Source organism: Candidatus Nitrosocosmicus franklandus (assembly GCF_900696045.1).
In the GTDB taxonomy this organism is placed as follows: domain Archaea; phylum Thermoproteota; class Nitrososphaeria; order Nitrososphaerales; family Nitrososphaeraceae; genus Nitrosocosmicus; species Nitrosocosmicus franklandus_A.
Genome location: NZ_LR216287.1, coordinates 557,590 through 572,941, shown reverse-complemented (window position 1 = coordinate 572,941; position 15,352 = coordinate 557,590). Strand labels below are relative to the sequence as shown.

Sequence of the window (15,352 nt, the reverse complement as noted above, 5' to 3'; positions counted from 1 at the left end):
TAGTCTCCGCATTGTTAGATACAATCATTTCTGTTGTGGGATGGGATATGGCTTGGGTAGGACTATCTGTTTTTCCGATCTCATTATTTGTTACGTTTACTTCAGTTTATGCTGTAGGGCAATTTTTTTTGGTCCGATATGTTAAAGATAGAATTCAACTGTTATTCAAAAACAGATTTATCAGGATCTTACATAGATCTATACTCATTTCTCAATTTTGCTTAATAATTGTGCTTGCAATTATTATTTTCCAAATAGTCTTTTATGGGGTATATTCTTCTATTCTCCTAAAAGCAATTATTTATTCAAGTTTCTTAATTTCTAGTTGCTTATTTAGTGTTTTGGGAATACGTTTACTGCTTTGGTTGAGGTTCTATAGAAATCATGTTTTAGCTCTATATGGACTAACTATGATTGCTCTCGCTATTACCAGTATTAACAACATCGTTTATGTGTCTGTTCAGCTGACAGAACAGAGAGGCATCGAATATATCCCTCCAGGTATGAGTGGAGCGACATACTCTGGAGTCTATAGCGTTACTGACGAAATCTATATAATTGTAACTTCAATTTCCTTTATTCTTACTTGGATTGCAACTGTATTTCTATTACGTCATTATTCAAAAAAGATGGGACGATTTGTTTATTGGTTAGTAGTTTTTGCTCCTCTTGTTGGTTTCTTATTTCCATTTCAGAATTATGTCCATGGTCTTTTGAGAATTTTTTACGATTCGCCTACTGAACTTTCAATTGTTTCATCAATAATTGAGACTCTCATAATACCTGCAGGAGCGGTCCTTTTTGGAATTGCATTCTTAAGTATAGGTAGACAACTATCTAACCTGATCTTGGTTAAGGACTATATGTTCATTTCTGGTTTAGGAATTATGTTATTTTTTATCGCTAATAATCCTACATTTTTAACTTTGTTGACGTTTCCTCCGTTCGGCCTATCTACAGTCTGTCTAGTTGGAATTTCATCATATCTGTTATTAGTAGGAATTTATACTTCATCAATATCTGTTGCAGGAGACGCTGAATTATTGAGAGCAGTGAGACGCTCGTTGCCTACAGAATCCAATCTATTAGAAATGATCGGAAGTGCTCAGCAAATGCAAGATATTGAAAATCGTACAATCAAGATGACCAACGAACTCTCTGCAAAAATGATGTTCGGGTCAGGAGCTCAAACTTCCTTGGATGACGAAGATATAAAAGAATACTTGGCTGAAATCGTGGATGAAATAAGAAGGGAAAAAGAATCAAACATTAAATAATTTTATGCGATTCTTTTTTTTTTGGCTATTGATTGTTATATTATTTAAGAACCATATCTGTTCGAATCCTAGTTTTTAGCATCTTTTTCGATCTTATTTAGCAATAGATCTATGGCGTTTATTATTTCTTGGTCTCTTACAGATTTTTTATCTTTTTCTACTAAACGTTTTTCTTCTTCTAACGCATCTCGGATGATAGATAAATAACCGTCTATCTGCTCTTGTGAACTTTGGCTTTCTGGAATACTGCTTTGAGTCACATTGTCACTGGATGAAACTATAGAATCGGCAATATGTTTTACTATTGAATTTATCTTTTCTGTTTCTAATTCTATTTTCTCAGGCCTTTTTCTACTACGAATAAAGGCAGGAATTTTTCTTTTTACATTTCCTAGAACTAACATAGAAATTGCGTATTTTTGTGCGTCCTTTTTGCCTGATTTGTTGAGTAGTGTATACGCTTTGTTTGCCTTTCGGAAGTCATCAAGAGATTCAGTAATACTATAAATGGATTCCGAAATGTCTTGACCTGTTCTTGCTGTGCTAGACTTTTGTTCAATAAATTTCAAGATTCTTTCGGGAAATTTTCCTGTTTGCGGTGCTCTCGGTTTGAGATCGTGATGGAATACCTTAATTTCATAAACAAATGACGCGTGATATTCTCCAAATCCTACATAAGGGGCCCCTGTTGCAAAGGACGTGAGCAGATAAGGTTCTTCACGTGCCATTAAATTTTTTAGCATGAAGAAATAACCTTCACAAACCGCACCGTATGTTCCAGGTGGAGAAGGTTCAGCAACAAAGTCCTTTAAGGATGTACCATATGTAGCATCAGGAATATGTACCTGGAAAAGACCATCAGACATTATTCTATGATTTATAACTTCATCTGAGGGAAGCAATGGAAGACTATCTAAAGTAAATTGATGAACACCTGGGGGATCATCGCTCATTGAATTTTGAATTTTTACATATCGTTCCATATATCCATAATCCTTATCATCGCTATTTACCCACATTGCCAAAATTACAGGAAAAAAAATAGCTTGGTCGTCATACATAACTAATCTGTTTTCACCAGTTTTGATATTGGGTATATTTTGGAATTCTGATCCTTCGTATCTTACTCTTTCGCCGGGGTTGCCCAATTGTGCAATCTCATGTGGAGATGGGAATGAGGTAAGAAATTTCACATCATTCCATGGTTGTGAATTGTATTGATCGGGATTTGGCATAAAGAACCAATTCGTCCAATGAGCTATCCACTGGCTATAGGTTTTCCCTTTGTAGGTTTCCGTAACGGGCACTACTTTAAAGTCGGTTAAAGACATAGTATGTGATTATATCGACAAGTATATAACGTTAAATCTTTATTTCTATCCGAAAATAAGTATCAAATCTAATGATCCAGCTTATAAGTTACTTATTATAGTACAAAATTGTGAGCACCAAGCTTCAAAACGGGATTTACTATAAAGACGACCATAAAATTGGAAATTCTTTTGGTATTCTGTTCCTTAAATTTTCTCAAAAGTCTGATGTCGATACTATTGGAAAAAAGCTTGCATCAATCTGGTTTAAAATAAAAAATCTTGAAAAGGGGGTTATCGAAGAGATAGATACGAATCCTAGAAATCGCTCGTCAGGAAACCTTACTGCTCTAATTGGATATAATTCCTCTATTTTTTCATTTAATGGTGTTAAGAAGAAAAGACCTTCAACCTTTGAAGAAAAATGGAATTTTATTCCATCTGTGAAAGGAGAATCAATGCCAATTATGAATGGTTCGAAAATTCATTATTCGACCAATTCGCATGAAGACTCGTTAATAACCGATCATGTGGTCATTCAGCTAATAGCCGATACTGAATTTTATACAAATCGCGCTTTGGTAGAAATTTGGAAGTCTCTGTGTCAGCATAATCAAAAAGCAGAACGGGACTCCGATATCACGTTGACGAGATATTACACAGGATTTCACAGCCCAACAGGTAGAAATTTAATAGGTTTTCATGATGGTGTTTCTAATCTTAAGAGCATAGAAAGATATGATAATATTGCCATAACCAGGGTTAATAATTCAGATGATTCTTGGGTTGTTAATGGTACTTACTTGGGCTTTATTAGAATTATATTTGACCTACACAGATGGGAGAAGTTGAGTCGAGAACGTCAAGAGATTATTATTGGGCGGGATAAGAAAACAGGATGTCCATTAATTGGTGTTACTAAAGAAGGTAAGCCGATCAAGGATCGAATGTGTCCCGTCCTTGGCACTTTTGAGATTATAGAAAAAGGGAATGAACGGTTTAGAGAACATGCCATCTATAAAACACAAAACCTGCCCGTGGGGGTTTCTGCTCGATTGTTGGAAAATAGCCATATTGGACTTACTAACCCAATAATGTCAATTAATGGTAAATCTTCCGCTAATTTTAAAATATTCAGACAAGGCTTTCAGTTTATAGAATTCCCATCAGTTGATCAGGGTTTTTACGTTGGTCTCAACTTTATAAGTTTTCAAAATACTATGGAGAAACTCTTCAATGTACTGACCTACTCTAATACTAATACCCGGCCACAAATTGCTAATAGAAACCCTGAGTTTTCGTTCCATGATTTTTTCCAAGTTCAGGCTGCAGGAAGTTTCTTAGTTCCGCCCTCAAATAACAATGAATCCTTTCCAGGAAGCTGTATTTTTGGGATCAAGTAACTCAATTCTTACTGTCTGCTGAGAGGATGGATTCTTATATGTGATTATGTTGAGCCTAATAATTAATGAATCAATTTATAGAGTGCAAAAATGTGCTGAAAATTTGTGGCTCCCTTAATCTTACTACGAATGTAAAAAAATCTATAATCAATTTGTAAATTCTCTAATCGTATTGAATTGCCAAAGAGCACCAGTCATAATTCATATCAAATAGTTTCTATTGATCTCTTCTTTTCTTCAAATCAAATAGAGATAAATCTTTTACTTGGAATTATTATTTACATTCCTACATGTACTTATAAATCGGTAAATTTCTTTTATCAATTATTAGAATTTTTTTAGAAAAGTACAAGGATCAATGATGTTCTCAAAATTCAAAGTGTACTGATATTGACTATTCTACTACATCCTTTTGAAAATATGCATCTTCGGTGATAGTCAAATCATTAGGGATAACTTCATAGGTTTAATCAAAAATTATTTTTATTAAAATGTATAATTGATTAATAGTGTAAACTAAGATATGAATTATGATAATGTTTTGATTCCCGTTGCTAATGTTCATATTCGTGGCTACTTATCATTATCGGTAGGGACAAAGGCCATTATCATCCTTGTTCATGGTAGCAAAAGTAGTCTGATGAGCGCTAGGAACATATACATTGCTAGGAATCTCAATCATATTGGAATTTCTACCTTATTGGTTGACTTGCTTACATCTAAAGAAAAGATTAAAGACCAAGACGATGGATATCTAAAATTTGATCTTGACTTTCTTGTCCAGCGATTGACCTTCGTTACCGATTGGGTGTTGCAGCATCCAAAAACCAAACAACTGTCAATAGGCTATGCAGGATCAAGCACAAGTGCTGCAGCAGCGTTGATTGCCTCGAGCAAAATTCCTCACATTAAGGTTGTCGTATCTCGAGGAGGAAGAACTGATCTTGTAGATGAACAAACGCTAGACCAGATAAAAGCTCACGTCCTTTTCGTTGTCGGTGAAAAGGATTATAACATTCTTGCGACTAATAAAAAAGTTTACAAAAAGTTGCGTAGAGCAGAGTCTAAAAAAATAATTGTTGTGCCTTCCGCTTCACATATGTTTGAAGAACCCGGAAAAATAGAAGAGGTATCAAATATACTTAACCAATGGCTAAGAAGGAAATTGCTATCAGATATTGAATATACCGAATACTCTATTCACAATAAATCAGACATTTCAAAACTTTCCTTTATTAAATCATTCTTTCAATTCAAATTCCTTGACAGAAATTCTGCTGCATTATTATTAGTTGGTTTGTTACGGAAATATAAGAGTCAGAATAATACATCTGTTATAGGTATTATCAGAGGAGGAGTTTCTATGGCCGACCTCGTATCCAGAGAGCTGACATCAGGAAAGTATAGTGTGATTTTGTCTCAACGATTATCAAACCCTTTTTATCCTGAAGTAACAATGGGTTCTATTTTTCAAGACGGGTCTATTTATTTAGTCCCTGATTCTAAAACAATTTCCAAAAAACTATTAGACGACGAAATATCACTAAAAAGACGATCGCTCGAAAAGAAAATGAGGCTTTATATGATTAACGATGAGCAATATGATATTAGAAATAGGGATGTTATTTTGATTGATGACGGGTGTTATACCGGGACAACAGTACTCGGAGCTTGTAACTGGATAAAGTCATCTGGGCCTGACAAGATAATATTAGCAACTCCTATTATTTCTAGACCTGCCCTTGAACAATTAAAGGGGAAATTCGATAAGATAGAATATCTTCGATCTCCTAAATACATTAATTCGATAGAAGATTATTATGAAAATTTTAAACCACCAACTGAAAATGAAATTTTGGAAATGCTGAGACAAAGATAGATGTCAATAATGTTATTCGGATCGTTTCTATCCAAGAATTGTAAATCAGTGTATTAAACTCAGAATAGTTACAATTTATTCTATGTAAGTGTACTCAAATTGTTTAATTACTGATATTGTATTACTTGGCTTTCAACCTTGACGATATTGTACAAATCACTAGTTAGTGATTGTCATACAAAGCTATGTGTTTTGACCCAGAGTTTTATCCATCTCTTCTCTCTGTGTATGTATCATTGCAGATTTGAATATTCCAGAACATTAATTGATTTAGAGATCTTTACACTGAAAATCTTCTCATAGATAAAGACATTAAAGAATCAAACCATTGCTATTAGTATTTTGAGCATCCCACGGTCCTGCATCATAATGCTTTTTATCATATATAGAAAATATCAAAAAAGTGTCTTTGACGACCTATAAAATTATTTGAGAATGGCGTATTTAAAATCGTTTTTTCCTTGGTTGTTGACTTATGAATGAGAACTTATCCTCCTATTAGACCATAAAACACATCACAGTCTGGAAATAAGAAAGAGTAACTCCGAGTGACTCATATGTTTTCTCTTCAATATCAAAAAATGTGAAATAATTCTATCAGTGTGATAGTTGTCATAGTACTTTTAAACGAAGATAAAATGCAAATAGGCGTATTCAGAATATTCATAGCGGAAGAGCTTCGGCATTCAATTTGGCTAAAGGTAAAAGCTCAATGACTACTTTAACCAATCCTAAGCGAATCAAGGTTGGATTGCTCCCTGCTCCATCAAATCAGAACTTTAACTCGGAAAAGATTCAAAGACAGATATTGATGAAGTGGAGATTATGCTAGACGATATTTTAACAAAAATTAAAGAATTATGTGAAAATTTAGAGATGTTGTCTTTTAACATGGGTGAATCGGTCAGATCAACTTACCTTTATAACACGGTTAAAATGGCTCTATTTTCTTCTGATTTAGTGGGTATCATAAAGGATATTGTGTCTTTTGCTGAAACGTTAAAAATGCAATATAGAATAGCCGGTTGTATCTCAAAAAGCTCTAATTCAACGTTGTTGGATGTTTATATTGGGTTAAGGGAAGAATTTAAACTGGGTGGATACCATAGAAAACATACTAAATTTAACAGAAATTAGGTATAATAAATCATTATTCAGATTTCTTTATCCAAGTTAGGGTTCAATAATTTAATGACTCGTTTTGCTACTTTCTAAGTTAGAAAATGATTGATTGTTATAGTATCATTGATTTCAAGATCAAAGGAATCTAGGATTTAAGGACTATGTGGTCCTAATACACATATTTAAATATGTATCTGTACAACCAGTTTGAGGAGTCTGCCATTATATTTTGAAGATGGAATTCCTATTAAATGATGAAAAATTATTATTTTACGTATACGTAGTACAAATAAGTACATCAAATTCGCCAGATGAATGATAAACATTTATCTGCCAACATAATATGAAAGTTTTCTGTTGTACAAGTGAGATCTTCAAACGGTTAGGGCATATGATATACACGAATCATACTTTGCAATTCCGAGATCATCTTCAATTCCTCGCAAATAACTGCAAAATATATCTTAGTTTCCAATCTGGCATCAATGAATAATAATTTAATTACGACCAATCTATGTCCTTCGGTTCTTCAATTGACTTTCTTTCCTGTATCATGACGCGTTTGGAAAGTAACATTCGACCAAACGAATCTGCTGATTTAACATCTTGATCAAATATTAAACCACATCTAGTCGCTATTTCATCTATTGCAACTTGGTAAACCTTAAAGTTGTTCAATTCTAATGCCTCTAACTCATCAAGATTTTGGGTAAGCAAAAAGCCTTTAGCTTTTAGGACTTGATTCTCTACATACAATATTACTTTCCAGAATTCCCTAGGCAGTCTTGTATTTCTGTATAATCGATCGTCTTCGTGAAATACCGGGCCACCAAATAAGCTAATCCGCAATTTGTCCACTTCCACCTCTTCAAATACAGTATCCTCTAACTTGCCCCATATGCCTCCCTTATTTCCTTGATTAAATTTATCCAACTGGGGACAGATATTAGTAAAATAAAATGAGTCGCGGTTTGCTTTTTTTGCCTCATTAAGTGAGCCCCAAATGAGATCGGCGCGTCTAGCAATGTGACCTCTATCCAGCTTATTAGTCTTATAGAGCTCATCACCTGCCTGAAATTCAGATGGTATCCTTGGATCTGTGATAAAGGGAATCCCAGATCGACTTATCTTCTTAATGTTACCACCATCAATATTCCAACCAACCCAAAAGGGAAACTTTCTTTCCTTGTTTAATACTAGCGAAAAATGTGTGTAGTGAATAATCTCAGTACCGTTTAAAACGTATGCTTTTTCCTTATTTGAATCAATTAATTTTGGATTTCCTATTTTTACATCTAGGAAGTTTGAATCAAACCCTTTTTCTGAAACTGGTTCTATCTTATCTGGTCCACCCAAAGTTACCTGGAGCTTTTCAAATACTGACTTGGGATAACAAGCAATTGCGTATTCGGTTGGACTCGTGGATGCTTCTCCAGCAAAGTGTAACCCTGCCATCACGGCGGATGTTTTTCCATTATTTAACTTAAATATCCATATCGAACCAGAATCCCCTCCCATACTGATTTCGCCATTTTCAGGAGGATTTTGAGGATCGATCTCTATCTCAAAACCCCCGATCTCTCTGTCTCCAATCAACCCCCCATAATCTAGCTTTGCAATGGTATGAACCCTTGAAACAACACCGTGAGTAACTCCGGTAGTCCTTCCACTTTTGATAACTCTGTCACCTAGTTCTGGTTCCCCTATTTTGTCAATTGTAACTCCTAAATCTAATACTACGTTACTAAATGTACGATCTTCAATTGTGCAGATGGCGCAATCCCCAGCTTGTCCTAGGTGGGATCTTTCAAGTTTGCCTATTCTGTTCAAGTGAACTCTGTTATCATCAAATGGACCCGGTTGGACAATGTCGTTTCCAATCGATCCATTTGCACCGTGAAGGACATGCCAGTTGCTTAGAATGTATGGAGAACCTGAAAATTTATCGTACACCATACAACCAATTGTACCTGCAGTGCCACTAACGTTTGATATGCTTATACCTGGAACCATCGGATCCAAGCGCTCTTTGCGTTTATTTTGTTCTGCCTCTTTTATTATTCTAAATTCTACAGTAAACTTTCTTTGGAGGACGTCTGTGGGAACATCCTTACCATTTATCTTAAAAGATTTTGGAATAAGTGTAGTTTTTAAGGCTTTCATGTCTTCAGGCTGGGCCTTTGTTTCGACGGTAAATTGAATAGAAATTTTATTTGTAGGTTTGCCATCCTCATGTTTATAACCGATTCCAACTGACGTAATATTAGGATCCTTTAGAAAACTACTACCTCTAGTCCTAATAAAATCCTTCAATTCGTCCATTGAAGGCATTGAGTTTTTGTCCTTCTCTTGATCAACGTTACTTTTAGGTGAAGACTTTCGGCGCCTTTGCTTGACCACAAATCAAGGATTGGACCTTAATACTTAAGCGTTTGGTTGTTTTTGGACTTTTAATAAAATAACATTCTTTTATGATATATTTCTATTATAGAAATTTAAGATAAATGGATGTTATTATAAGGGTATTTATTATTTAAGAATTGCCTTTGAAATAAAAACGGAATTGAAACTATTGAACAGATGTTGATAAGAAATCTGATGCCTTTTTGGGACTGATTTTTGTTTTTTAGTAAAGACAAAATATTGTATTCGTTATGTGGTATTGTAATAACCATGATAAAGAAGTATTAATTTTTACAATTCAAACAAAAAAGCATTCCTAGACATCCTACTACTCATTGCCCATCCACTCGTTCGTAAATCTGGATAACAATTCCGAATTAATGCTCTTGGTTTTTGTAAAAAAAGTGCTTTCATTGTTTAATCATTGAGGATTTTTTTGTTTGATTTCTACTTCCATATTTGCCATCCTAGGATTCCAGTAGCAATTGTTGTTAGTGTAGTCCAGGTTACTATTAAAAAGTTGAACCAATCATTAAGCCAGGTCTTGGCTATTTCTGTCAAAGATATCGGTTAGGAAATAGGTAATACTATGGGAAATTTATTCATTATGTTTTAACTATCAATCTTCAAAATCGGATTCATATTTATGATAGGATTAGTTATTGGATTATGAAAGGTCGAATTCAGAAAACTTATGTTATCTAATATGAAGAACGTACATGTTACACAAGATAAAGGAGGATCCGCTTACAAAGTTAAAATATAGTTGTGACAATACCATATGGCGGTACTGGTATTTTTGAATCTGCAATTATGAGATTGATGCCTTTGGGAAGATTATCTGCTTGCAGGCTTACAATCGGCTGGAATCCTGATGTGGAATTTACCTCTATATCCATATTTTCTCTCTCCAGGAACTAGCTTCAAGACCGGGATTGATAGAAACGGTAAATTCGGGTGGGGGACATATGCATATCTAATTGCATCAAGCAAGTATGTTCCATTAGCATAAGATTATGCGTAGAAGAATAATCGATATATGTCTGGGAATAACATTGGTTTCATATCTACACGGTGTACTATTTGTCCGCTTTTTTGGTTGTAAAGGTTCTTGAGATCAAAATCTATGTTGGAGATGTTTCTTGCATGTCCATCAGCCGAAAACTCATTAAAAGTCATTACCCATTTGTCTGATGTATTATTCCACTTTATCTCAACTTGATAATCAATATTTTGGTATCTGGTATCATTATTAAAATCCGAATCTATCGGGATCCATAGTATAGTTGTTTAATTTCAGAGGTAACGTATTTGTACTCAAAAGGTTCGGAAATAGATCCGAGCCAAAAAGTTGCATTAAGATCATTACCGTCGGATAAGGAATTGATAGACCTAATGTCAATATGAACTGGTCCAACAAACATTTTGGTTTCTAACGTATCGCCTGTTAGTATATCCATCCAATCTAATTTGTCGTCTCGTATTTCTTGGCGTTCGAACACAGGTGAATTTATTCAATCAATAATAATCTCGTTAATTTCAATACATGTCAAAATTATAAAAAATATCGCTAAACAGGCTGACGAGTACAGGAGCACGTCACTGTTTACAATGATTTTCACGTCTTATGTTGATGCAGTCTGCTTCCTAATTTAGCTTGTATATTGTTACGTGATTTTGGACTTATTTTGAATGTTTTCTCAAAGCAAATATACTTCCTTTTTTTAATTAGTGGTATGAATGAATATCATCTTTCAATTCTATTTGTAACCATGATTACACTTTTGGCATTATCAATTTCCAGTCAAACACCGGCCCATTCCTTCTTAAATCCTGATATTGAAACAATAAAATCTCTCTTAAACTTCAACGACTCCATAGTGTAACTCTTCATCTTCTATTTGAAGAAAGAAAATCACTTTTCTATCATTTATTGTTAATATTTTATCAAAGAATCCATTAGAAAAGAACGTTTACCTGACTAAATAATATTAGTCATCAATTAGTAATATTGATATTCTAGTATTAATGTGATCATTTGATGTATGACATAAATATAAAAATAGAATTTCAGGGCTTTCAAAATAATGACTCTGATCAATTTGTCAAAGACCTGAAGTCCAAATTTAAGGAAAATTTGCAAAATTTTATGAATCAACTTGAACTTGGGAACGGTAAAGTATATGAAATATCAGTAGACAAAAAAAAGGAAATTGGATAATAGTTGAAACTCTTTTACTTGATCAACCCCATTTCCAAACTTTCGTAATTCCATTACCTAACGGATCCACCGTTTTCTTGTAAATGCCCAATACATTCTTAAATTCTGAATATGATTTGTCGGCGGATCCAGCGTCCTGCAATGTAGAATTACTGCCGTTAGAGCCACCAAATGGTAAGCCGAATTCCATGATTCCACTGTCTGAAAAACTGCCATCGGGGTTATAGTATCCTATAGATTCTGACTTGTAGGTTATGACCTGACCTGTTGCCGTTAGTATAATTGCCTGACCCTTTGAGTGCACTGCACCGTCTGAACCCATTTTATCAATTATAGTACCAATTGTTTGTGTAGGAGATCCATTTATGGTGCTATTACCAATATAAGTAACTTCAACTGTGGGTACATTCTCGACATTCAATACCCTCATGTTCGTTGACTTTGTATTCTCAACATAAAAGGGCTGTCCAATATTTTCAGTAATACTGGATATGTTATTGGATTCATTACCTTGTATGCTCATGGGTGTGGATACCGTCGTTGTGTTCGTTTCTTGAGCATATGCGTTTGAGACTGTGAATCCTCCATCTAAATTCAAAATAATAGTTATCGAAGCTATTACCAAAGAAAATAGGATCGCCTGTTGAATCTTTTTTGCATCTACTCTTACGTTTAAATTCATTAGAAAAAAGGTTCTATAACAAAAATATAAATATTGAGTTTTGCATAGACGGACGAGTTCATTACTCTGCTTTTTGGATAACTTTTAGGGTCAAAATCGAACAAAACATGTTCTAGTTACTGCAACTGAGAAGTAATACAAAGAAAATTTGGGAATAGATCATAATCAAAGATTCATCCATCTTTGGTGTCACTGTCAATAACGAGCGGGTTGCTAGACCATTTGTGAATCCATTCTCTTATTCGATTTGCACTAGTCTCAGCCTTTCTCCGAACAAAGCCATCTAGATCCTCTTTAGCGATTTCTACAAGGGCTTTAATCGATTCGTAACTTGCTTTATCAGGAAAACCTGTGAATTTTGCTTCGTCGTCTGAAAGTGCTTCACAAGCATTCATTTTTATTTTTCTTCTCTCGTCTCTTAGTAACTCTTTCAATGTGTAAAACACTTTTTGATTCATATCAATGATATCGGCATCGTTTGGATCAAACTTGTTAACCAAGAATTTACCCAAGAGACGTGTTGATTTTGCTCTGATAAAGTAATCTCTATTACTAGCTGTTTTTTGTATAATGTACTTTGCTACTTCCAAATAAATTTCCTTATTGCTTTTGTCATTGTGATTTTTCACGCTGGATAATTCGCATAAACCCTCTAATGCTCCTGTTGCCGCAACACTTTGAAATGATTCTGAAGTGTCTATGATTTCTTTCAAAATATTCATAATTCTTTTCTTCTCATGTTTTGAAGCCTTCTTGCAGCTTTTACCCAAAGCAGCAGCTGCAGCTGATTTTATAAAGTCGCTATTTATAGAGGTGTCCTTTAGGATAGATTCGAGTAGGTCGATCGACTCTGTTCTTTCAAAAAGCCCAATGTTTCTTAATAAAGCTCGCCTTACATGGCTGTTTAGTTTTTGAAACTTTTCATTATGGGTAACAAAGTCCAATAAAGTTTGATACGCCTTGTTAGATTTTTCAAAGTTGTTCTTGTCGTGATAGGATCCTATTGTATTGACTACTTCCTTTCCTACACCATAGAAAGGATCACTTTCAATGGTATCGCTTAAGGAATTTAAAATCTCGTCGGAGAAATGGTCTTTCATGAACCTTGCGGCTTGTATTTTTTCGATTACGGTATCCGCTGTTTTCAGTTGATTCACTAACATTTTTCTGAGGTAAAATTCTTTATTTTCGTCTTGGATCTTTGCTGATTTGATGACTTTTAGTATCTTAAACTGAGGATCGACAGATATGTATGAAATTGAATATTTGTTGTCAAACTCGACGATACTTTCTGAATTTATTTGGGAGATTTGCATTAAATGGAGAATTTCTTTGCTCTTCTCCGTAGTATCATGAATAACGACCTTTATTTCAAGTTCGAACTGATATGGTGGTAAAAGCTGCTGACCTCCGGAATGTAGTTGTAATTGTGTGACTTTGATCTTTAGTTTTTTGACCTGCTCTTTGTTATTAATATCTACAGGTAATAGCGAATACTCGATTTCGATTTCTGGGTGCCCCTTTCTGTAAATCCATTGAGCAAAGAATTTCTGCATCTGAATACCTGACACTTCTTCAACCGTTAGCATCAGATCGCTCGTAGTAACGGTTGAATTTCTGTACTTGTCTAGGTATTGTTTTATTGATTTCTGAAAATTCGATTCTCCGATAAAACATCTAAGCATGTGTAGGATAAACCCTGCTTTCTCATAAGAATGAGCATCAAATAGCTCATCTGGGTGCTTGTAAATATTTGTGACTATTGGTCTGATGTAGTATTCATTAGCTTCTTCAAAATAAATGTCAGTCGCTTCTATCAGGCTATAATGAAATTCATCTGTCCCCTTTGAATTTTCTAGATACAGTGACTCACAGTAAGTTGCAAATCCTTCATTTAACCATATGTGCGACCAGCCTTTGCAAGTTACTAAATCGCCAAACCATTGATGTGCTAGTTCGTGAGTAATCAACAAGATATCATTCTTGTAATCCAGTGAGGTTTTTTTGTCATGAAGTACCCTTCTTGTAAATGTAGTACAGCTTAAATTTTCCATACCTCCAAATTCAAAGTTATCGACCGCAACTTGTGAATATTTATAAAACGGATATTTCGTCTTCAAGTAGTTTTCAAAGAAATTGATCATTTGAGGTGTTTCAGAGAAGGTCAGAATAGCATCATCTCTATGAATATCTTCAGGCCAATAGTAGATTAGAGGAACGACATCATGGCTAATTTCGATTTTTGAAAATTTGCCAATGACCACCGAAACAAGATACGCTGGTAAAGGATTTGTTTCTACATATTTCCACGTTACATGTTCATTATTGCTGTTGGGAACCTTAGACACGATCTTTCCATTTGAAATTACTTCAAACTCAGCCGGTGTGGTGATTTCTATATTTAGACGGAATTTTACATGTGGTGAATCAATACATGGAAACCAATACTTGGCTTCTGTGGTTTCCCCTTGAGTCCAGGCCTGATGCACTTGCTCTCTTATCTCCCCTTCTATCATGCCCTTTTCTTGATTGTCTTTTGGTTCTTTTTTGACAACAAAGTGGAAGCCGTTTCGAGGGGGCCCAAAATAAACGATCGTATCGTTATTATTCTTTTTGTAATAACCTGCGGAGTATTGAATGGAAATACTGGCGCTAGTTCCCTCCTGAACGGCTTTTGCAAAGTCAATCGTTAGCTTATTATCGTTTCTCAAACGGAACCCCGAGACTGTGATATCAGGTGATGTAACACTCAATATTTTTAACTCGGCAATATCCAATTCTATACTCTTTGTATTTTTCAAGAACTTGATGCTTAGATCTTGATGACACTTTGAAAGTGTAGCCGTTTGGAAATCTGGAAAAATTTTGAGTGACATTTCTTCGATAGTGTATGGCAAGATGGGAATTTCGTGATAATGACTTCCAGGAAATTCAAACCTGCGTTCAGGAGAATCAGTATTTCTGTTCTCGTTTGTATTATTGCTGTCTTTCATTCGTTTCACTTGTTATTACTTTGTTGTAATTAGCTCTTCTTCCAATAAAAATAAGTTTAGTT

Annotated in this window: 13 protein-coding genes; 7 read left to right on the top strand and 6 right to left on the bottom strand. The window is 34.7% G+C overall.

Annotated features, from left to right (window positions below):
* Positions 1-410: 410 nt before the first annotated feature.
* Positions 411-1,277: a hypothetical protein gene (locus NFRAN_RS02575; protein WP_172602059.1), complete on the top strand. Its 867-nt coding sequence runs from the start codon at positions 411-413 to the stop codon at positions 1,275-1,277.
* A gap of 68 nt (positions 1,278-1,345) precedes the next feature.
* Here NFRAN_RS02575 and NFRAN_RS02570 read toward each other — a convergent pair whose 3' ends face one another.
* A complete protein-coding gene (locus NFRAN_RS02570) occupies positions 1,346-2,608 on the bottom strand; it encodes a hypothetical protein (RefSeq protein ID WP_134482943.1) in 1,263 nt (420 codons plus the stop codon).
* A 110-nt stretch (positions 2,609-2,718) separates the two neighbouring features.
* Between NFRAN_RS02570 and NFRAN_RS02565 the strand changes: the two genes are divergently transcribed.
* The 4 genes from NFRAN_RS02565 to NFRAN_RS02555 all read left to right on the top strand — a co-directional run bounded on the left by NFRAN_RS02565 (position 2,719) and on the right by NFRAN_RS02555 (position 7,006).
* Positions 2,719-3,990 (top strand): Dyp-type peroxidase, encoded by a 1,272-nt coding sequence (locus tag NFRAN_RS02565; protein ID WP_134482942.1) that lies wholly within the window; start codon positions 2,719-2,721, stop codon positions 3,988-3,990.
* 523 nt (positions 3,991-4,513) lie between these two features.
* Positions 4,514-5,869 carry a phosphoribosyltransferase family protein gene (locus NFRAN_RS02560; protein WP_134482941.1) on the top strand — a complete coding sequence of 452 codons (1,356 nt, stop codon included), beginning with the start codon at positions 4,514-4,516 and terminating at the stop codon, positions 5,867-5,869.
* 691 nt (positions 5,870-6,560) lie between these two features.
* Positions 6,561-6,701 carry a hypothetical protein gene (locus NFRAN_RS13545; protein ID WP_172602058.1) on the top strand — a complete coding sequence of 47 codons (141 nt, stop codon included), beginning with the start codon at positions 6,561-6,563 and terminating at the stop codon, positions 6,699-6,701.
* Positions 6,695-7,006, top strand: a complete 312-nt coding sequence (locus NFRAN_RS02555; RefSeq protein WP_134482940.1) for a hypothetical protein — start codon at positions 6,695-6,697, stop codon at positions 7,004-7,006. The genes NFRAN_RS13545 and NFRAN_RS02555 overlap by 7 nt, the downstream gene beginning before the upstream one ends.
* A 486-nt stretch (positions 7,007-7,492) precedes the next feature.
* Here NFRAN_RS02555 and NFRAN_RS14110 read toward each other — a convergent pair whose 3' ends face one another.
* From NFRAN_RS14110 to NFRAN_RS02545, 3 genes are all read right to left on the bottom strand, one after another.
* A complete protein-coding gene (locus tag NFRAN_RS14110; protein WP_197731094.1) occupies positions 7,493-9,391 on the bottom strand; it encodes a DNA/RNA non-specific endonuclease in 1,899 nt (632 codons plus the stop codon).
* Between the two features lie 758 nt (positions 9,392-10,149).
* Positions 10,150-10,293 (bottom strand): hypothetical protein, encoded by a 144-nt coding sequence (locus NFRAN_RS13540; protein ID WP_172602057.1) that lies wholly within the window; start codon positions 10,291-10,293, stop codon positions 10,150-10,152.
* A gap of 366 nt (positions 10,294-10,659) precedes the next feature.
* Positions 10,660-10,896, bottom strand: a complete 237-nt coding sequence (locus NFRAN_RS02545; protein ID WP_134482939.1) for a hypothetical protein — start codon at positions 10,894-10,896, stop codon at positions 10,660-10,662.
* 234 nt (positions 10,897-11,130) lie between these two features.
* On the opposite strand from NFRAN_RS02545, the gene NFRAN_RS13535 reads away from it, so the two are divergent.
* Positions 11,131-11,280 (top strand): hypothetical protein, encoded by a 150-nt coding sequence (locus NFRAN_RS13535; RefSeq protein ID WP_172602056.1) that lies wholly within the window; start codon positions 11,131-11,133, stop codon positions 11,278-11,280.
* A gap of 155 nt (positions 11,281-11,435) precedes the next feature.
* A complete protein-coding gene (locus NFRAN_RS02540; RefSeq protein ID WP_134482938.1) occupies positions 11,436-11,615 on the top strand; it encodes a hypothetical protein in 180 nt (59 codons plus the stop codon).
* A 22-nt stretch (positions 11,616-11,637) separates the two neighbouring features.
* On the opposite strand, the gene NFRAN_RS02535 is transcribed toward NFRAN_RS02540, so the two are convergent.
* A complete protein-coding gene (locus NFRAN_RS02535) occupies positions 11,638-12,297 on the bottom strand; it encodes a hypothetical protein (protein ID WP_134482937.1) in 660 nt (219 codons plus the stop codon).
* 173 nt (positions 12,298-12,470) lie between these two features.
* On the bottom strand, positions 12,471-15,290 hold the full coding sequence (locus NFRAN_RS02530; RefSeq protein ID WP_134482936.1) for a M1 family metallopeptidase: 2,820 nt from the start codon (positions 15,288-15,290) through the stop codon (positions 12,471-12,473).
* Positions 15,291-15,352 lie beyond the last annotated feature (62 nt).

What these genes read in the sequence shown, in the direction of transcription:
- NFRAN_RS02530 (WP_134482936.1), bottom strand. Translation starts at nt 15,290, where the DNA reads ATGAAAGACAGCAATAATACAAACGAGAACAGAAATACTGATTCTCCT.
- NFRAN_RS13540 (WP_172602057.1), bottom strand. Translation starts at nt 10,293, where the DNA reads ATGGATATAGAGGTAAATTCCACATCAGGATTCCAGCCGATTGTAAGC.
- NFRAN_RS02555 (WP_134482940.1), top strand. Translation starts at nt 6,695, where the DNA reads ATGCTAGACGATATTTTAACAAAAATTAAAGAATTATGTGAAAATTTA.
- NFRAN_RS13535 (WP_172602056.1), top strand. Translation starts at nt 11,131, where the DNA reads ATGAATGAATATCATCTTTCAATTCTATTTGTAACCATGATTACACTT.
- NFRAN_RS02570 (WP_134482943.1), bottom strand. Translation starts at nt 2,608, where the DNA reads ATGTCTTTAACCGACTTTAAAGTAGTGCCCGTTACGGAAACCTACAAA.
- NFRAN_RS02575 (WP_172602059.1), top strand. Translation starts at nt 411, where the DNA reads ATGATTGCTCTCGCTATTACCAGTATTAACAACATCGTTTATGTGTCT.
- NFRAN_RS02535 (WP_134482937.1), bottom strand. Translation starts at nt 12,297, where the DNA reads ATGAATTTAAACGTAAGAGTAGATGCAAAAAAGATTCAACAGGCGATC.
- NFRAN_RS02560 (WP_134482941.1), top strand. Translation starts at nt 4,514, where the DNA reads ATGAATTATGATAATGTTTTGATTCCCGTTGCTAATGTTCATATTCGT.
- NFRAN_RS02540 (WP_134482938.1), top strand. Translation starts at nt 11,436, where the DNA reads ATGTATGACATAAATATAAAAATAGAATTTCAGGGCTTTCAAAATAAT.